Genomic DNA, 20,277 nt, shown 5'->3' with positions numbered 1-20,277 from the left:
CCTTATTAATCATCAGACACTCCTAAATAAGCATCAATAACAGCTTTGTTGTTTCTGATTTCGTTAGGTAAACCAGAACCTATTTTTTTACCATAATCTAAAACTACTATTCTATCAGAGATATCCATTACAACGCCCATATCATGTTCAATTAAAACTATAGTTGTTTTTAATTCATTATTGACTGTTAACACAAATCTACTCATATCTTGTTTTTCTTCGACATTCATTCCAGCCATGGGCTCATCAAGTAAAAGTATTTCAGGTTCCATTGCCAAAGCACGTCCCAACTCCACTCTTTTTTGTAAGCCATACGGTAGTGATCCAACAGGAGTACGTCTTATTGACTGTAAATCTAAGAAATCTATTACTCGTTCGACTTTTTCCCTATGTTCTTCTTCCTCTTTTTCAGCAGGACCATAGTAAAGAGCTTGCATTAAAAAGTTTTGTTTTTGCTTTAACAACCGTCCGGTCATTAAATTGTCTAATGTGCTCATTCCCTTAAAAAGAGCAATGTTTTGAAAAGTTCTTGCAATACCACTTTTGGCTGCAAATTCTGGTTCCATCTCACTTCTGTCAGTACCAGCAAAGTTTATAGTGCCACTAGTTGGTTTGTAAAAACCATTAATAACATTCAACATTGAAGATTTTCCTGCTCCATTAGGACCTATAATTGCAAAAACTTCTCCTTTTCTCACATCAAAGGAAACATCTGTAAGAGCTTTAACTCCTCCAAAAGCTAAAAATATATTTTTGAGTTCAATTGCTTTTTTACCATAAGGTATATTTTCTAAATCTTTTAAACTCATTTATTTTTTGCCTCTACTAGGTTTTTTAACTTTAGAAGGAGATTTTTTGATTTTTATGTCTTTTGTTTTGATTAAATGTCTAATTTCCATAACAGCACTTATTTTACTTTTTCTCCCGTCTTCAAGGGTGAACTCTGTATTAATCGAGGCTTTATCTTTATCTAAATACAAATCATTAATAATGTCTTTATACCTGCTATTTATTACGCTTCTTCTTACTTTTCTAGTTCTTGTTAATTCACCGTCGTCAGCCTCAAATTCTTTAAACAATAATAAAAATTTTGCGATTTTTGTATTATCAGGTAGTTGTGAATTTACCTTGGAAATTTCTTCTTCTATAAGTGAATATATTTTTTTATCAGCAGCTAATCCAGTATAAGAAGTAAATGCCAGTTGCCATTTTTCTGCTAATTTTGAAACAATTGAAAATCTTATGCATATAATTGCAGTTAAATACGGTTTTTCAGATCCAATCACCACAGCTTCACCAACATAAGGAGAAAATTTAAGTTTGTTTTCTATGTTTTGTGGTGAAAATTTTACACCATCTGATTTTACGGCAATATCATTGACTCTATCTAGAACGTTTAATCGTCCTTTTTCATCAAAAAAACCTGCGTCACCAGTTTGCATCCAACCTTTTTTAATGGTGTCTTTATAAGCTTTTTGATTATTAAAATATCCAGAAAACATGCTAGGATGCTTCGTAATAATCTCGCCAAGCCCATTAGGATCAGGGTCTATGATTTTAACTTCGCAATCAGGAAACGGAACCCCAACTGTTTCACAATCCATAGTTCCCTGTGGAATATCTTGTAGAGTATAAGCTCCCATTAATTCTGTTTGTCCATAGAGCTGTCTTAAAGGAATTCCCATTGCTAAGAAAAATTTAAAGGTTTCAGGGCCAATAGCTGATCCACCAGTTGCTGCTGATGTAACTTTACTAAAACCTAATCTATCTTTTAAAGCTGAGAAAAGAAGTTTGTCGGCAAGAAAATCTCTTTTACCTTGGTCAACCGCTTTTAATCCTCGATCAACCATTACATTGAAAAGCCACTGTGTTATCTTGGGTGCATCCAAAATTCTAGAACGCATGTCTGCAGCTATTTGCTCCCATAATCTTGGTGCGCCAAGCATGAAAGTTGGACCAACTTCACGCAAGTCTTCCATGGCTGTTTCAGGTCTTTCTGGAAAATTTACTTTCATGCCTCCAATAATGTTGAAACCAACTCCATAAATTTGTTCCATTATCCATGGAAATGGAAGTACAGATACGTATTCATCAGTATCAGTCTTTGGATCAACATTTAAGTATCTAAGAACGTGTTCAACAAACTTTCCACCTGGTAACATTGCTAACTTTGGATTAGAAGTGGTGCCAGATGTAGTACATAATATTGCTTCTTGTTCGGCAGATACCTTATCAATCATCTGATTGTATTTGTTAGGCGATTTTTTTGCTATAGCTTGTCCTTCATTCATTAGTTCAAGCATATCGACGATGTGTGGGTCATTTAATTCTTTTAAACCACGGCTATCTTCATAAAACATGGTTATTTGATCGTTTTTTGGTCTTTTTATAGCCAAAATTTTATCAACTTGCTCCTGATCTTCAGCGTAAACAAAACTTACTTTTGCAGCGTTTATTAAGTATCCTACTTCTTCATCAAGAGTATCTCTGTATATTCCAAGACTCATGCCTCCAGCTGCTTGTGCGGCCAGTTCAAAATATAGCCATGATGGTTTATTATCTCCAATGAGACCAATTACATCACCTGTTTTGAAACCTCTTTTCGACAAAGCAAGTGCTAGATATGAAACATTATTGTTATATTCTTTCCACGTGATTTCATTCCATATCCCAAGATCTTTATCTCGAAGAGCGACTGTATCTGGCATTGAGATAGATCTATGTCTTAGAATTTTAGGAAGTGTATTATGAATTTTTATATCTGGATAATTAGTCATTTTTCCCTTTAAGTTTAAACTCATCTAATATTGTCTTTTTATTTTTACTTTAGCAAAGCAACTAAAAGCAAAAAAATAAATCATGAGATCAAACTTAAAATCAAGTAGCCCCCACTACATTATTTATAGGCTATCCAAAAAATAGTTAAAAGCAACATAAAGTTGATTAAAAAAAATTTTTTTTTAAATTGAATGTTTTCAGTCACTTATATTGTTTTTTTTTACAAAACATCTGAAAAAATATTTTACATGTTAAATATAAGAATCATTAGTGGATTGAATCACTTCTGCACCATTCAAAACAATTTGAAAATGAGATTGTATTCTTGGGAGAATATGAAGGTTATAAAAGTCACTAGAAATAATTTTACTCTTTAAAAAAATTTCATTTTGATTTTTATTAGATAATTTCAAGCGAGCTTTTATTTTTGCCTTATGCATAAGCCAGCCACCGATTAAATATCCAAACCCCATCATGTAATCAAAACTAATACATGATAATTTTTCATAATCATCTCTATTATTTAAAACATAGTCTAGAGTTTCAATTGCTATATTTATCATATTGCTCATTTGAGTGTTATCTTGGCAATCCTTAATCATCTCGTCTAGAAGACTTTTAGCTGTTAAGCCATTATCTTTAACGGTTTTCCTAAACATAAAATCGTTAGCTTGGATTGCGTTTGTTCCTTCATAAATAGGTAAAATTCTAGCATCTCGCATATATTGAGCAGCGCCTGTTTCTTCTATAAAACCCATGCCACCGTGAATTTGAACGCCATTACTAGTTATTTCTTGAGCTAATTCTGTTGACCAACCTTTAATAATTGGAATTAGAAAGCCCTCTCTTATTTTAGACTTCTCATCCCCACTATGCGCTTTTTCCATAATTTCAGCGGAAACTAGAATTAAAGCTCTCATTGCTTCAGTGAGGCTTCGCATTGATAAAAGTAATCTTCTAACATCTCCATGACCTATTATAGGAGTTCCTTTTTCCCTATTAATAGGCGTGCCTTGAACTCTAATATTAGCATATTCATGTGCTTTTTGTCTTGCCGCTTCAGAAATTGCCATGCCTTGAAGGCCAACATCAAACCTTGCCCTGTTCATCATAATGAACATATATTCTATTCCTCTACCTTCTTCTCCTAGCATATATCCTATAGCACCTTCTTCCTCGCCATATGCCATAACAGCAGTAGGGCTCGCCTTAATACCCATTTTATGCTCTATAGAAATACACTTTAAGTCATTCCTTTTTGTATATTGACCCTCTTCATCCTTTAAAAATTTAGGTATTATAAATGTGGATATGCCCTTTATTCCTTCTGGGGCTCCTTCAGTTCGAGCTAAGACTAGATGAATGATGTTTTCTGACATATCGTGCTCACCATATGTGATATATATTTTTTGGCCTTTGATTCTCCAATTGTTTCCATCATGTTCTGCTTTAGTTTTAATTGTAGCTAAATCCGTTCCAGACTGTGGTTCAGTTAAATTCATTGTGCCGGTCCACTCACCAGAGTTGAATTTAGGTAAATATGTTTTTTTCTCTTCTTCAGTTCCAACTAAAGTAAAGGCGTCAATTAACCCTTGGGTTAACAAACTGCATAGAGAAAATGATAAATTTGCACCTTGCCAATATTCATTAATTGCAGCGCTCATTCTTAAGGGCAAACCCATTCCGCTGTAATCAGTGTCACTTGCAACTCCAATCCAGCCTCCCTTAGCTATCTCCTTAAAAGCATGGCTAAATCCGTTTGGTGTTTCAACTTCATGATCTTGTCTTAAAACAGGATTATTTTTATCTCCAAAATGGTTAAGAGGTGCTAAATAATTGTCAGCTAATTTTCCTGCTTCGCTAAGAACAGCATCAATTGTAGTATCGTCTAAATCATTATGTGGTTGTAAAAGGTTTTCTAGTACAAACTTTGTATCTTCTAATGGCGATGAATAAGGCATTAAAACTCCAAATTAATTTTCATAGTTGATAAAATATAACCTAACTATTATTAATAAAATAAGGAGGAAATCAAATATGTCAATTTTTGAAGATGGTCTAAGTAAAAATCAAGCAAACTTTGCTTCTTTGAGCCCTTTATCATTTCTAGAAAGGACAAGAAAGACATTTCCAAATCATACTGCGATTGAATATAGAGATTATACATTAACTTATCAAGAAGCTGGCTTAAGGTGTGACGCTCTAGCTAATTTACTCATAAATAAAAAAATTATTTCTGGAAATATCATAGCTGTGATGCTCCCAAATATTCCGGTGATGTGGGAATGTCATTTTGGAATTCCAATGGCCTTAGGAGTTATGAACGCTATTAATACAAGGCTTGATAGTAACACTGTAAAATTTATTTTAGATCATGGCGAAGCCAAATTATTCATCTATGACTCTGAGTATAGTGAAATTGTTCAAAAAGCTCTAGAGGATGTAAGTAACCCTCCTATTTTAATTGAATATGTAGATAAAGTTGCTGGAAATAAAAGATCTGATTTTGCAGATCTAAAACAATGTTTAGATTACGAAACTGAAATAAATAAATTTATAGGTAAAGAATATGAGCATTCTCTTCCAAGTGACGAATGGAATTCAATAGCATTAAATTATACATCTGGAACTACAGGTAATCCAAAAGGAGTTGTATACCATCACAGAGGAGCTTATTTAAACGCGATAGGTAACACTCTAACATGGGATCTTCCAATGCATCCAAAGTATTTATGGACATTGCCAATGTTCCATTGTAATGGCTGGTGTTTTCCTTGGACAATCACAGAGCGCGCAGGAACCCATGTATGTTTAAGGCAGCTTGCAGGAAATTTGATTGTTGAGGCTTTTGAAAAACACAAAATAACTCATTTATGCGGAGCGCCTATAGTCATGCAAATGGTAGCTGATCATTTATTACAAAACAACATATCTCTTAAAACTGACATCAAAATGATGACGGCAGGAGCCCCTCCTCCTGAAGCTGTCTTGAGTAAAATGGCTTCATGTGGAATTGAAGTCATACATGTCTATGGCTTAACTGAAATTTATGGACCAGCTGTAGTCTGTGCTTGGCATCCAGAATGGAGCCAATTAGAGGCTTCAGAACAAGCTAAATTGAAAGCAAGGCAAGGAGTTGTATATTCAGTTCAAGAAAACATGAAAATTATTGATACAGATACAAAAAGCGATGTCCCCAAGGATGGTATTACCTTAGGAGAAGTTTTAATAAAGGGTAATATTACAATGAAAGGGTATTTAAAAAATAAGAAAGCAACTGATGAAGCTTTTGAAAATGGCTGGTTTCATACAGGCGATCTTGGCGTTTGGCATGAAGACGGATACATTCAATTAAAAGATAGGTCTAAAGACATTATAATATCTGGTGGTGAGAATATTTCATCTATAGAGGTTGAAGACGCTTTATATAAACATCCAGATGTGATTGCTGTGGCTGTAGTCGCTAAGGAAGACGAGAAATGGGGAGAAACACCTTGTGCTTTTGTTGAGATAAGCAAAGGATCTACTATAAATGAATTAGAACTGAGGGATCACTGTAAATCTTTATTAGCAGGTTTCAAGGTTCCTAAATATTTTAAATTCACAGAATTACCAAAGACAAGCACTGGTAAAATTCAGAAATTTAAACTAAGAGAAGAAGCAAAACTGATATAAAAATTATGCTGATTTTTTTAAATTTGTACTATTAATAATTTTTTCTAATGATGTATCCCATTTGGTTTCGGCCATCTTCATATTTTTTTCTTTAACATGACCATAGCCTTTTATAGATAAAGGAATTTCTAAAAAATCTAATATTCTTTTATGATTATTTTGATCTAGATTTTCAGTAATAGCAATAATTGTGTTCATAATTTTTTGAGCTAGAACTCTTTCACTATTTCGCTCTGCTGTATAGCCAAATAAGTCAAATTTAGTACCTCTCAAGAACTTAAAATTTGATAAAATCTTAAAAGCTTTAAACATCCACGAACCAAATCGTCTTTTTTGAAGATGTCCAGTATCTTTATCAATTTTTGAAAAAAGTGGAGGTGCAAGGTAATACTCTAATTTAGCTTCTTTGTTGTTTGATAAAAATTGTTTTGCAAAATCACCTGAAGTGTGAAGTCTAGCTACCTCGTACTCATCTTTATATCTCATTAATCTAAATAATGTTAATGCGACTTTCCTTGTTAAAGGTAATTCGATTTTATTTTTAAAAAGTTTAGATTCTTTATCTAGAACTTTTTTTACAATATTATTGTATTTTTCTGAGTAATCTCTGTCTTGATACAATTCCAGTACTTTAGAAAAATTACTTATATAGTTTTGAACACTTTCTTTCTTTTCTTTTTTTTCAAATAACCCAGCTGCTTGAAAAACTTGTTCGGGATTTTCTGCTAATAATCTACCCCATTTGAAAGCTGTAATATTTTGGTTTATTGCTACTCCATTTAATTCTATTGCTTTTTCTATTGAAGTAATATCAATGGGCAAAAAACCATTTTGAGCAGCTAGACCTAACATCATTATATTTGCAGATACAGTGTCTCCAACCAAAGCTTCAGCTAAACTAGAAATATCAACAAAGTTGATATTGTCACTATTAATATGTATTTCTAAATGTTTTTTCAATAACTGGTCATCGACTACTTTACCTATGTGAACACCAGCTACACCAAGGGGCTCAACTCTACCATTGACAATAGCCTTAGTTTTCTTGTTGTTTAACGTCCTGGTTATAGAAGGAGAAACAGAAACAACAGCATCACAACCTAAAAGTAGATTTGCAGTTTCGTTTGGTAATCGTGCTGATTTAGTATAAAGCGATTTTTCTTTACTGATTCTTATTTGGCTTGTTACAGCTCCGTTTTTTTGAGCTAGACCAGTAAAGTTCATGGATTGTGCATATAACTTATCTATACGTGCAGCCATTACTATAATAGCGGCTATTGTTGAAACACCTGTTCCTCCAATACCAGCCATAATTATATTTTTAATGTCCCTAATCTTCTCTTTTGGATTTTGCAAATTATTTATATTTAGAGGTAAAGATGGAAATGTTTTCTTAATTGTTTCTAAGGATTTACTGGATGTAACACCTATAAAACTAGGGCAAAAACCTTTGCTACAAGAATAATCTTTATTACAAACACTCTGGTCAATTTGCTTTTTTGTACCGTCGAAGTGGTCAAGAGGCTTTACAGCTACACAATTGGATTTTTCAGCACAATCCCCGCACCCTTCACAAACATCAGGATTTATAAACATTTTAATATCGCGGTCAGCAACTAATCCTCTTTTTCTTCTGCGTCTAAGCTCTGTGGCGCATGTTTGAACATAGATAATAGCTGTAACACCTGGGATTTCTCTTACTTCTTTTTGGACTTTGATTAGATCATCTCTATGGTACATAGACACACCGTCTGCAAAGAGACGAGTTTCTTGAAACTGTTCTGGTTCATCTGATACCACATAGATTTTTTTAACACCCTCTGCTGTTAACTGTTTAGAAATATTCCAAGGGCTTGCGCCTCCTATGGCTTGTTGTCCTCCAGTCATAGCAACAGCATCATTATACAAAATTTTAAAAGTAACGTTAACATTTGCTGATACGGCTGCTCTAATAGCTAAAGATCCAGAATGTGCATAAGTTCCATCACCAATATTTTGGAAAATATGATTGTGATTTGAGAATGGTGCTCTGCCAATCCAGTGACCACCTTCTCCACCCATTTGACTGAAATTTGTTAGCTTTTCTGGATGTAGAAAATAACCTATTGAATGGCATCCAATGCCAATGCCAACTATTTCTTCATCAGGTGTCTTTGTTCCAGAGTTATGAGGGCATCCAGCACAATACCATGGAGTTCTTGATGAAACCGGGGGTAAGTTGTCTCCAAGTGATACTGACTTTACGTCAGGGACTACACTTTCAGTTAAATGAGGTGGTAATTTTTTTAACAAACAGTCAGCAATAATATCACTTGATAATTCTGAAGTCTTTGGAATTAATGGTTCATTTGAAATTGCATCATTTTTACCTGATAACAGAGGTCTTTTTTTATCATTAAAAAGAATATGTGCTATTTGCTCTTCAACTATTCCAGCCTTCTCTTCTATAATGATAATTTCTTTATAACCTCCACAAAATTCAATTATTTCGTGATTTATTAGTGGCCATGGAACTTTACATGCAAAAAGTCCAACACCTTTTTTATGAGGTGATTTAATCCCAATAGTATCAAAAGCATCAATTGTTTCTGTTGCAGCTTTACCTACAGCAATTATACCAATCTCTTTATCATTAGGATTATACATTACTTCATTAATATTGTTTTTGGCTATGAAATCCTTAGAAGCTGGAATACGTCTATTTATTAAAGCTTCTTCTCTCTCAAGTGCTGGATCGTGTCTATTGACGTGAACGTTGATTGGATTATCTGGTTTTAATAGTTTAGGTCTAATTAGTCCCATATCGATTACAGCATTTGAATCTGCAGTATCTCCAGTTATTTTCAAACCCACACATATTCCAGCATGACGTGAGAGGGCAAAAGCTTGAAGCCCCATAGATATAACTTCATTTACATTGGCTGGATAAAAAACAGGGATGCCTGCAGAAATTAAACTTTGCTCTGACTGATAAGCTAATGTTGAACTTTTACCAATTGGATCTTCTGCAACTGCTAGTATCATTCCACCTTTAGATGAAACTCCTCCCATATTTGCATGACGAAGAGCATCCATAGCTCTGTCTAAACCTGGACCTTTACCGTACCACATTGAGAAAACGCCATCAATTTCAGGTTTATCATATAATCCTAACATTTGAGTTCCCCATGCAGCAGTAGCAGCTAGCTCTTCATTTACAGCAGGTTGAAAAACAATGTTATGAAGATCTAAATGTTTTCTAGCGCGACCAAGTTCTAAGTCGAGTGTTCCTAATGGAGAGCCTGGATATCCGCTAACATAGCCATTTGTAACTAAACCATTTTTTTTATCTAATTTTGCTTGCTCAATTAAAAGCCTAACTAAGGCTTGGACACCATTCATTAAAGCTAAGTCATTATCTTTTGTAAAACAATCGTCTAGCTTTATAGGATTAACTTGATTCAATTTAGTTCTCATTTAACATTTAATTAGTCTTAAATTAATTTAAATAATTTTATTAATATAAACAACCCTTAAGTAATTATAATTTTGAGAAGTAGATGCTGTTAAAATCAAATAATTATGATCATTTATATAAAAGCTTTAAATGGAATATTCCATCACATTTTAATATTGCTACGAGCACTATAGATAAAAAAGAGTATCAAAACAGAACTGCTTTGATAGATGTTTTAGATAATGGGAAAATACAAAATTGGTCTTTTGCGGATATAAAAAAATACTCAAACAAGCTGGCTAATGTTTTTGACCATTTTCAGTTAGATAGTAATGCTAGAGTTGGTATTGTTTTAGGTCAATGCCCTGAAACCGCAATTTCTCATATGGCATGTTTTAAAACAGGAAGAATTTCAATTCCTTTGTTCAATTTATTTGGTGTTGAGGCTTTATACTATCGTTTAATGAATTCAAGAGCTTCGGTAGTCATTTGCGATCAAATGGGACTTGATAAAATAAAGGAAATTTTCAACAAACTCCCATATTTAAAATTAATTCTATGTATTGATGTAAATAAAGATGAAGCAAATATATTAAGCTTTCACAACTTGCTAGAAAAAGCATCAGATAATTATATAACAAAGACAACTCAAGCAAAAGACCCTGGTATTATTATATATACTTCAGGGACTACTGGCGGCCCAAAAGGTGCGTTGCTACCACATAGAGCTTTACTAGGTCATATTCCTGGTGTAGAGATCCCTCATCATTTTTTATCATCATCTGAACCAGTAACAGATCTATTTTGGACACCTGCTGACTGGGCGTGGATAGGCGGTTTATTTGATGTTCTACTTCCAGCATGGTACTTCGGGATTCCTGTGGTAAGTTATAGATCTAAGAAATTTGATCCTGAATTTACCTTTTCTTTGTTATCTCAACTGAAGATTAAAAATACTTTCTTACCTCCTACTGCTTTAAAAATAATGAAGTCTTTTAAGCCATCTCAAAAATTAAATAATTTGAATCTTAGAACTGTTGGGTCTGGAGGAGAAGCATTAGGAGAAGAGTTATTAGAATGGGGCAAAGAAATTCTTGGGGTTGGTATTAATGAATTTTATGGTCAAACAGAGTGTAATTTAACTATATCTAATAGTCGTTTATTAATGCCAGCAAAACAAGGTTCTATTGGAAAACCTGTTCCTGGGCATGATGTTAGACTGATGAACCATAAAGGAAATTTTGTTTCAGAACCTGGCGTAGATGGTGAAATAATTGTCAAATCAAATTCACCAGTTGCTTTTCTTAAATACTGGGAAAATGATCAAGAAACACAGAAAAAAGTTGTGAATGGTTGGCTTTATACAGGGGACTTTGCTTATAGGGATGATGAAGGTTACTATTTTTTCAAAGGCCGAGAGGATGATATAATTAACACTTCAGGTTATAGAGTTGGGCCCAGTGAGATTGAGGATTGCATTCTTTCACATCCTGAAGTTGAAATGGTAGGTGTTATTGGTGTTCCTGACCAGGTACGTGGAAACATAATCAAAGCATTCGTAATTCCAAGTGATAAAGCTAATGTTTTAAGTCAAAACAATAAATTAAAGGAAAGTATAAAAAATTTAGTAAAGTTGAAATTAGCAGCACATGAATACCCTCGTATCATTGAATTTATAAAAGAGCTGCCCATGACAACGACTGGAAAAATTATTCGAAAAAAACTTAGAGAAAATAATAAATAGTATTATGATATTATCAGTTGATTTGATTTTAACGTATTTACCAAATTGATTATAAATTGAAGGAATTATTATGAGTGAAAATTATAAGTTTGATACGCTTTCTCTGCATGCAGGCCATACTCCTGACAAAGAGACGGGATCACGTGCAGTACCCATTTATCAAACAACTTCTTATGTATTTAAAGATACAGAAGAGGCCGCAGCTCTATATAATATGGAAATTGGGGGACATTTATATTCTAGAATATCTAACCCTACAGTTGCTGCGTTAGAGCAGAGACTAGCTGCATTAGAGGGTGGATCTAGCGCCATTGCATGTTCAAGTGGTATGGCGGCTATGCACTTAGTTGTAACAGCTTTATGCAGTAAGGGTGATCATATTGTGGCTTCTAGTAAAATGTACGGAGCTAACATCAATTTACTTCAACATACTATGCCAAGATTTGGAGTAACCACAGATTTTGTTGATCCTAACGATCCTGATGCCATTGAAAAAGCTATAAAACCAAATACAAAAATGGTTTTTGGTGAGGTCATTGGTAATCCTGGCTTAGACATAATGGATGTCCCAACCATTGCAAAAATATGTAAAAACAAGGGTGTACCTCTAGTTTTAGACGCGACATTTAATACTCCATTTTTAATGCAACCATTTGCTCATGGAGCCAACATAATAATTCACTCTCTTACTAAGTGGCTAGGTGGGCACGGAATAGCTATTGGCGGAGCTGTAGTTAATGGTGGTAACTTTGATTGGGGTGATAAAGAAAAGTTTCCTACTATTTCTGGAGATCATTTTGCTTTAGGTGGCATAAGTTTTTGGGAAGAATTTGGTCCCGCCGCTTTGACAATGAAAATAAGGGCTGAGGGTATGTATAATTTTGGTCCTTCTATTTCTCCCACAAATGCTTTTTATTTAATGCAAGGCATCGAAACCTTACCTTTAAGAATGAAAAAACATATGGAAAATACTCACGAACTATTATCTTTTCTTCAAGATCATGAATTGGTTGAATGGGTAAAGCATCCAGACCTTGAAACCCATCCTGATCATTTAGTTGCAAAAAAAATCCTTCCTAAAGGTTCTGGCTCAGTAGTGGTTTTTGGTATTAAAGGTGGACGAAAGGCAGGACAAACTTTTATAGAATCTGTTCAGTTAGCGTCCCATTTAGCAAATGTAGGAGATGCAAAAACTTTATTAATTCATCCGGGTAGTACAACCCATTCTCATCTTAGTGCGGAGGCAATGAAAGTATCTGGTTTGACTGAGGATATGATTAGACTATCTGTAGGTTTAGAAGATATAGACGACATAAAGAAAGACTTTGAAAAAGGATTTCGTGCTGTATCAAAATTAATAAAGTAGGGATGTAATCTAATGTTTATTAATTTTAAAGGTTTTAAAACATACATTAACACTGGTGGGAAAAAGGTAGATAAAAATAAAACCACTCTTTGTTTCATCCATGGTTCAGGCCAAAATCATTTAAGTTTTGTTCAACAATCTAGATATTTTGCCAATAAGGGGTATTCAGTAATTATACCTGATTTGCCTGGCCATGGCTTTTCTGAGGGTAAACCATGTATTTCAATTGAGGAAAGTGCTGAGTGGATATTTGATTTATTTAAAGAATTAAATTTAAATGACGTTGTTTATTTAGGTCATTCTCAAGGATGCTTAACTGGATTAGAATTAAATAAGAATCATCCAAAATTATTAAAGGGTTTAATTTTCATAGCAGGTTCTAATATTATACCTGTTAATCAATTTTTAATCGATCTAGCTTCAAAAGATTTTAAGAAAGCCTATAAAATGATGGTAACATGGGGGCATGGAAAAGACGGCGCTATGTTTACTAACAATATGCCTGGTCATGCCCACTTTGGTGAAGGCTTTAATATAATGAATATGAATAATGATAAAATTCTTAAGATAGACTTGGAAGCATGTAATAAATATGATGCAGGAATAGAAGCTGCAGAAAGTATTGATATACCAACGTTAGCTGTGTTGGCAAAATTTGATCAAATGACCCCGTTGAAATCAGGACAAAAATTTGTTGATCTTCTTGATAATTGCGATTTAAAGATTTTAGATTGCGGTCATTTTTTACAAGCAGAAAGGCCAAAAGAACTTAATATATTTATTTCTTCTTATCTAAGAAAATTAAATTAAAGGTGCCTACTTAATGAATAAAGTTAATCCTTTCTTATACCAAAATATAGACAATAGTAATCACTGGATAATTTCAGAGATTATTTTAAATCAATGTAAACAACATCCAAAAAAGAAAATCATACAATTTGTAGATGGACGAGAATGGTCATTTGATGATTTAAAAAATATAGCTTTTGAAAAAGCAAAAATATTAAAGGATTTAAGTATTAAGCAAGGAGATACTGTTACTATTATGATAGATGATCCAATAGATTTTATACCTTATTGGGTTGCTTCAAGTTTTCTTGGAGTTATGTTTGTTGCTTTAAATACAGCGCTTAAAGGAAGTGTTCTTCATCATCAAATTAGGTTGGCAAATTCAAATGTTATAATAGTTAGTGATGTTTGTTACGAAGATGTTGCCCAATTAGTTCAAGAAAAAAAAATAAAAATTAAAGCCTTTAATTGTTCTGAGCTTAAATCAACTGGAATGATTTTAGAAACAGACGTCTATCATGGTAAGATTAGCGATGAAGTATGTACAATGTTTACAAGTGGAACTTCGGGTCCCTCCAAAGGAGTTTTAATGCCAAATGCACATTGTGTTTTATTTGCTGTTGGTACAATTGAAAATTATAAATTAGATCACAATCATATTTTTTATATTTCTTTACCTTTGTTCCATGCTAATGGTCTATTTATGCAACTTTTAGCATGTATTATGGTTGGATCTAAAGCAATAATTAAATCACGTTTTTCTGCTTCTAATTGGCTAAATGATATTAGAAAATACAACGTAACGCATACAAATATGTTAGGGGCAATTGCTGCTTTTATTACAGCTCAACCACCATCAGAAAAGGATAAAGATCACGATTTAATATTAATTGGTTCAGCGCCTCTTCCTAGTGAACCTGAACGAGTTTTTAGAGATAGGTTTGGCGTTAAGGATGTGTTGCCTTTATATGGAATGACAGAAGTAAATATTCCATTATATGGTCTAATTAATGAAAAAGGAGATGGTAAATGTGGGAAATTATATCATAAATATTTTGAAGTTGAGATAAGAGATCCAGAAACTGATGCGCCAATAAAGGACGGAGAAGTTGGTGAAATTGTAGTTAGACCAAAACAACCCTTTGGCTTTATGTCAGGTTATATGGGTATGCCAGATAAAACAATTGAGACATGGAGAAATTTTTGGTTTCATACTGGCGATGCCGGAATCAAAGATATATCAGGCAACTTTACTTTTGTAGATAGAATTAAAGATTGTATTAGAAGGCGCGGTGAAAATATTTCTTCATATGAAGTTGAACAGGCATTTTTAGAAATTCCAAACATAACTGAAGCGGCAGCTTATGCTATACCTGCAAAAGGTGGCGAGGGAATGGAAGATGAAGTGATGGTTGCTTTGATGAAAAATGATAACACGTCAATTGATTACAATGATTTATTAAATCAAGCCAAAAAAAATTTAGCAACATTTGCTATACCAAAATATATTAGAATTATGGAGGATTTTCCAAAAACACAAACTGGTAAAATTCAGAAAAATAAATTAAGAGAAGATGGTGTTACTATAGATACTTGGCAAAATAAAAATATTTAATTATCATATCTTAACATAACTATAAAAAGGAATTTTAATGGCTAATAATGCATTCAAGGGTTGCTGGCCTGTTGCTCCAACACCTTTTAAACCAAATGGTGAAGTAGATAAAGACGGAATGAAAAGAGTTATTGACTGTATGGTTGATCAGAAGGTTGATGGTATTTGTATTTTGGCAAATTATTCAGAGCAATTTTTATTATCAGATGAAGAAAGAGAAATATTAACAAAATTGTGTATTGAACACGTTGCAGGAAGAGTACCTGTTATAACCACAGTAAGCCATTTCTCAACAGACATTGCACTATCGCGAGCTAAGCTTGTTAAGGCTTTAGGTGGTGAAATGATAATGATGATGGCTCCATATCATGGAGCATTAATGAAAGGAACACCTCAGCAAACCTTTGAACAGTTTTGTAAAGTAGGTGAAGCAGGTGTAACTATTATGGTTCAAGATGCTCCATTGTCAGGTGTTGACTTGCCTGTCCCTCTTTTAATAAAAATGGCAAAAGAAATTGAGATGGTTAAGTGTTTTAAGATTGAATGCGCCCAGGCCGCTGCAAAGTTAAGAGTGCTTATAAAAGAGGGTGGAAATGTTATTGAAGGACCTTTCGATGGAGAAGAAGGAATAACATTGTTCGCAGACTTGGAAGCTGGCGCAACTGGTAATATGAGTTCAGCAATGATTCCAGATTTAATAAGGCCTGTAGTTATGGACTACCTAGATGGTCAAATTGAGAAAGCTGAAAATCAGTATAATAATATTTTACCTATGATAAATTATGAAAATAGACAGTGTGGATTTAGAGCTGCAAAAGTAATTATGAAGGAGGGTGGAGTAATAAGTTCTGACTTTTGTAGACATCCAATTCCTCCTTTAGAAGAAAATACAAAAGCTGGTTTAATAAAATTGGTTAGAACATTTACTCCTGTAGCCTTGAATTGGGGAAAATAAAAAAGTAAGCTTATTTATAAGATTTTATTAGGAGGAATATGTGCCTTATACGTTAAATGACCTTGCAGCTGATATAAAAGAAATAATTGCTAATAATAGAATCCCAGATGGATCTGATAAGATATGTTATTTTGTTTCTAAAGCTTTAATGGATCAAAATTTTGTAGTTCAGAACCTCCCTGATAGATTAGAAGATGAGTCGGCTAGACAAATACTTTATGAAGATCAAGATACGGGTTTTTGTATTTGTGGTCACGTTTATGCAAATGAAGCGATAGGTTTCCCTCATGACCACGGGCCAAGTTGGGCTATATATGGACAAGCATCTGGAGAAACTGAAATGACTGATTGGGATATTATTCAAGAAAAATCTTCAGATGATGTTATATATGTAAAACCTAGTAAAACTTATCTAATGACAACAGGCGACGTTCATTTTTATAATATAGGTGATGTACATTCTCCAGTCAGGAAAGACCCTGTAAGATTGCTAAGAATAGAAGGTACAAATTTAGACAATATTAAAAGGTCTAACATAAAGCCTCTGAATGGAGAAGAAAGTCAGGGTTCAGTTGGTTCTGTCGGTAAATGGTAAATTAAGTTTATCAAAATTTAAAATATATTAAAAAATGACAATTCCTGTTCATCCATCTTGTCAACTAAGTCGGTTTCCCATTTCAAATATTGCTCTGCGTGCGATTTACTTCCTTCGTGCCTTTTATAGGTATGAAAGTTAAAATCAATATGTTTCTTTTTGATTAATTTTTTTGTTGTTTGATCAAAAATATCAGGATGTTTCACTAAATCATCATTTGACCATTTATAAACCATTATCCAACAATCTTTGTTTTCATCTTGAATATCTTTTTTGATTAAAAAAGCTTTTTTTAAGTCATCCGTGATTATTATAATTTTATTATTTTTATGCATACTATGCTTAAAAATTTCTGATCGGTTTAACCAAATCGATTTTTTTAGCCTAGTTTTCAAATAATCCTGACTTGATCTAATATCAAATAAAGTGACATTTTTTGAGCTGATTAAGTTATCAATATTTAAAATATCCAAATTTTCTTCTTTATGATTATGATGATATCTTAATTTTAATTTTGAAACTTTTGAAATTCCATCTTTCAAAATAAAGACCTTAAAATTCATTTTTTTTAACCACATTGCTGTAGTTCCAGCTCTAATTAAATCTCCATCATCAATTAAAATGACATTTGAATTCCAAACACCAATATATTTATCAGTTGCTTGAACAAGTTGTCCTCCTGGTACGTTTGGAATTACATTAACATTTTTTTTCTCTAGATTATCAGTTACATCAAATAAAAAGGTAGACGTATTTGTTTCATCTATTAATTTCTGAGTCTTCGCTACATCAATTACTTTAATATTATTTTTATTGATTAAGTGTAAGGCCTTTTCTTTTAATTTTTTAATCTGTTGATCAGTTTGTAAAGCATCAATTATATTGTTCTTATTGTGGTCTAAATTAAGATTAGACAAAAACCACCCTTGAGTTCCATTTTCTAGAGCTTTGATAGTGTTGTTTAGCCCAAACTCAATTAGTGTTTGTGCTCCTATGATAGATCTGGTTCTGCCAGCACAATTTATAACTATTTCTGTATTTTCATCATTGATATATGAAGGTAGCCTTAGAGCTAACTCTGCATTTGGACAACATATACTATTGGGAATGCTCATCTTTTTATATTCATCAAAAGGTCTACCATCAATCACAACACAGTTTTGATTGTTAGATTGTTTTTCGTGAAGTTCTTTCGCTGTTATTGAAGGGGTATGACAATTTTTTTCTATTAATTCACCAAAAGTTTTGCTTGGTACATTTATTCCGTCAAACAAATTAAACCCTTCTTTTGTCCACCGTTTGATTCCACCTTCAATTACAAATACATTTAAATAACCCATTGAAACAGCTTTTTTACAAACAAAGTTTGAAATTTCATTATCATTATCCATAAGGATTAATCGTGTTTTTTTGTTAGGAACAAGTGTTTCTAAACTAAATTCAAAAACGCTAAATGGTATTGAGATAGAAAAAAAAGGATGTCCTGCTGTATGTTGACCTAATTCTCTGATGTCAATAAATGCAATTTCTTTACCATCAGAAAGCCAGCTTTTAGCTTCTTTAGGTTCAATTTTATTACTCATTTAAATAAAACAATCATTGATTTCATTTTTATAATATAAAAAATTAATATAAGGTTTTTAACATGTTAAGTCAAAAGAGGGTTGATATGGAGAATTATAATGTAGGTGACTTGGTGTCTGAATTTTTATATCAAATGGATATAAAAGACGTTTTTGGCGTAGTTTCTGTTCACAACATACCTATGTTAGATGCTATAGGTAGAAGAAATTTTATTAAAATGGTTCCTGCAAGAGGTGAGATGGGTGCAGGCCATATGGCAGATGGTTATGCAAGAGCCACTAATGGTCTAGGCGTTGTTTTTACGAGTACAGGTCCAGGAGCAGCCAACGTAGCAGGGTCGCTAGTAGAGTCTCGCTTTGCTGGTTCTCCTATACTTCATTTTACTGGTCAAACTGCCACAGAAAATTTAGATAAAAATCAAGGGACTGTTCATGATGTTCCCGATCAGCTTGGAATGCTGAAATCAATTTCAAAGAAAGCTATTAGAATAAGTCATGCAGATGACGCACTTGCTCAATTAATAGAGGCTACAACCATAGCTCTTACTCCTCCAATGGGACCTGTGTCAGTTGAAATACCCATAGATATTCAAAGAACTAACATTAAAAGACCCTTAATGCTCGATCAAATCAAGTTGCCAAACATAAATTTACAAATTGGTGACGCTTCTTCTCTAGATCAAATTGAGAGCATAATTAGAGTATCTAAAAGAAAAATACTTTGGGTGGGTAATGGCGGTAAGTTTGCAAGAAACGAAGTAGAACAATTTATTAAAATGGGATTTTCTGTTGTAACTAGTGCTTTGGGAAGAGGTGTTGTACCAGAGAGCAATCAAATGAGTTTAGGCGCTTTTAATGCCGTACCACTTATAGAAGAGTTTTATAAAACATTAGATTTAATGATAGTCGTTGGCAGTAGGTTAAGAGGACATGAAACAAGAGATATGTCCTTAAAACTTCCACACAAAATTATTCAAATAGATATTGATCCTGACGCAGAGAATAGAACATATAAAACAAATTTATTTCATTGTGGTGATGCAAAGAAAGTTTTAGGAGAACTTGCTCACAGACTATCAAATCAGCTTTCCACTGATGAAGAATGGGTAAATGAAGTCGCTGATCTCAAAATTAAAATTTTTCAAGATTACAAAAAGAATCTTGGCGCATATAAAGATTTTCCAGAAATTATAAGAAAAATCCTTCCAGAGGATGGGAATTGGGTTAGGGATATTACTATCTCTAATAGTATGTGGGGCAATCGCTCTATGTTAATTAACAAACCTGAGCAAAATATTTATCCTGTAGGAGCTGCAATTGGACCTGGAATGGCACTCGCTATTGGCGTTTCAGTTGGAAGTGAAGGAAAAAAAACTATTGCTATGTCCGGTGATGGTGGGTTCATGTTAAATCTTCCTGATCTATGGACAGCTGTAGAAACTAATTGTGATGTTGTTTTTTTAGTCATGAATGATCAAGGGTATGGTGTTATAAAGCATATCCAAGAAAGTATGTATGGTGGACGTAAGTTTTATGCTGACCTTACAGGACCAAATTTTGAAGAGTTAGCAAAGGTTGCAAAAATGAAATATAAAAGAATTGACCATGCCAACGAATTAGAAAAAACGTTAGATGAGGCGGTAAAATTTTCTGGTCCTGTTTTAGTAGAAGTTAATGTTCATTCAGTAGGTGAGATGCCTCGTTATTTTGCCCCTCCTCCACATGCTATTAAGAGTTAGTC

Annotated in this window: 13 protein-coding genes; 8 read left to right on the top strand and 5 right to left on the bottom strand. The window is 33.4% G+C overall.

Annotation, left to right across the window (positions count from 1 at the left end; translation table 11 throughout):
- Positions 1 to 5 precede the first annotated feature (5 nt).
- The 3 genes from ABXT66_RS09965 to ABXT66_RS09955 all read right to left on the bottom strand — a co-directional run bounded on the left by ABXT66_RS09965 (position 6) and on the right by ABXT66_RS09955 (position 4,739).
- Entirely contained in the window at positions 6 to 809 is an 804-nt protein-coding gene (locus ABXT66_RS09965; RefSeq protein WP_443643356.1) for an ABC transporter ATP-binding protein, read from the bottom strand.
- Complete coding sequence (locus ABXT66_RS09960) at positions 810 to 2,777, bottom strand: AMP-binding protein (RefSeq protein WP_443643355.1); 1,968 nt, start codon at positions 2,775 to 2,777, stop codon at positions 810 to 812.
- Between the two features lie 252 nt (positions 2,778 to 3,029).
- Positions 3,030 to 4,739, bottom strand: coding sequence for an acyl-CoA dehydrogenase (locus ABXT66_RS09955; RefSeq protein ID WP_443643354.1), 1,710 nt, complete (start codon positions 4,737 to 4,739; stop codon positions 3,030 to 3,032).
- Positions 4,740 to 4,815: 76 nt separating this feature from the next.
- Between ABXT66_RS09955 and ABXT66_RS09950 the strand changes: the two genes are divergently transcribed.
- Complete coding sequence (locus tag ABXT66_RS09950; protein ID WP_443643353.1) at positions 4,816 to 6,453, top strand: AMP-binding protein; 1,638 nt, start codon at positions 4,816 to 4,818, stop codon at positions 6,451 to 6,453.
- A 3-nt stretch (positions 6,454 to 6,456) separates the two neighbouring features.
- Here the strand turns inward: ABXT66_RS09950 and ABXT66_RS09945 are convergent, their stop codons facing one another.
- Positions 6,457 to 9,897, bottom strand: a complete 3,441-nt coding sequence (locus tag ABXT66_RS09945; RefSeq protein ID WP_443643352.1) for an indolepyruvate ferredoxin oxidoreductase family protein — start codon at positions 9,895 to 9,897, stop codon at positions 6,457 to 6,459.
- Positions 9,898 to 9,992: 95 nt separating this feature from the next.
- Between ABXT66_RS09945 and ABXT66_RS09940 the strand changes: the two genes are divergently transcribed.
- From ABXT66_RS09940 to ABXT66_RS09915, 6 genes are all read left to right on the top strand, one after another.
- A complete protein-coding gene (locus tag ABXT66_RS09940) occupies positions 9,993 to 11,633 on the top strand; it encodes an AMP-binding protein (RefSeq protein ID WP_443643351.1) in 1,641 nt (546 codons plus the stop codon).
- A gap of 70 nt (positions 11,634 to 11,703) precedes the next feature.
- Positions 11,704 to 12,999, top strand: a complete 1,296-nt coding sequence (locus ABXT66_RS09935; RefSeq protein WP_443643350.1) for an O-acetylhomoserine aminocarboxypropyltransferase — start codon at positions 11,704 to 11,706, stop codon at positions 12,997 to 12,999.
- 12 nt (positions 13,000 to 13,011) lie between these two features.
- On the top strand, positions 13,012 to 13,809 hold the full coding sequence (locus ABXT66_RS09930) for an alpha/beta fold hydrolase (RefSeq protein WP_443643349.1): 798 nt from the start codon (positions 13,012 to 13,014) through the stop codon (positions 13,807 to 13,809).
- Between the two features lie 13 nt (positions 13,810 to 13,822).
- Entirely contained in the window at positions 13,823 to 15,403 is a 1,581-nt protein-coding gene (locus ABXT66_RS09925) for an AMP-binding protein (protein ID WP_443643348.1), read from the top strand.
- Positions 15,404 to 15,440: 37 nt separating this feature from the next.
- Positions 15,441 to 16,358: a dihydrodipicolinate synthase family protein gene (locus ABXT66_RS09920; RefSeq protein WP_443643347.1), complete on the top strand. Its 918-nt coding sequence runs from the start codon at positions 15,441 to 15,443 to the stop codon at positions 16,356 to 16,358.
- A gap of 40 nt (positions 16,359 to 16,398) precedes the next feature.
- A complete protein-coding gene (locus ABXT66_RS09915; RefSeq protein ID WP_443643346.1) occupies positions 16,399 to 16,953 on the top strand; it encodes a hypothetical protein in 555 nt (184 codons plus the stop codon).
- Between the two features lie 17 nt (positions 16,954 to 16,970).
- On the opposite strand, the gene ABXT66_RS09910 is transcribed toward ABXT66_RS09915, so the two are convergent.
- Positions 16,971 to 18,536 carry a rhodanese-like domain-containing protein gene (locus ABXT66_RS09910; protein WP_443643345.1) on the bottom strand — a complete coding sequence of 522 codons (1,566 nt, stop codon included), beginning with the start codon at positions 18,534 to 18,536 and terminating at the stop codon, positions 16,971 to 16,973.
- Between the two features lie 62 nt (positions 18,537 to 18,598).
- On the opposite strand from ABXT66_RS09910, the gene ABXT66_RS09905 reads away from it, so the two are divergent.
- Positions 18,599 to 20,275: a thiamine pyrophosphate-binding protein gene (locus ABXT66_RS09905; RefSeq protein WP_443643344.1), complete on the top strand. Its 1,677-nt coding sequence runs from the start codon at positions 18,599 to 18,601 to the stop codon at positions 20,273 to 20,275.
- The last annotated feature ends 2 nt before the right edge of the window (positions 20,276 to 20,277 follow it).

Source organism: Candidatus Levibacter sp. Uisw_134_01, from assembly GCF_047717795.1.
Lineage (GTDB): Bacteria > Pseudomonadota > Alphaproteobacteria > Puniceispirillales > Marisalimonadaceae > Marisalimonas.
This window is presented reverse-complemented; position numbering and strand designations above follow the sequence as displayed.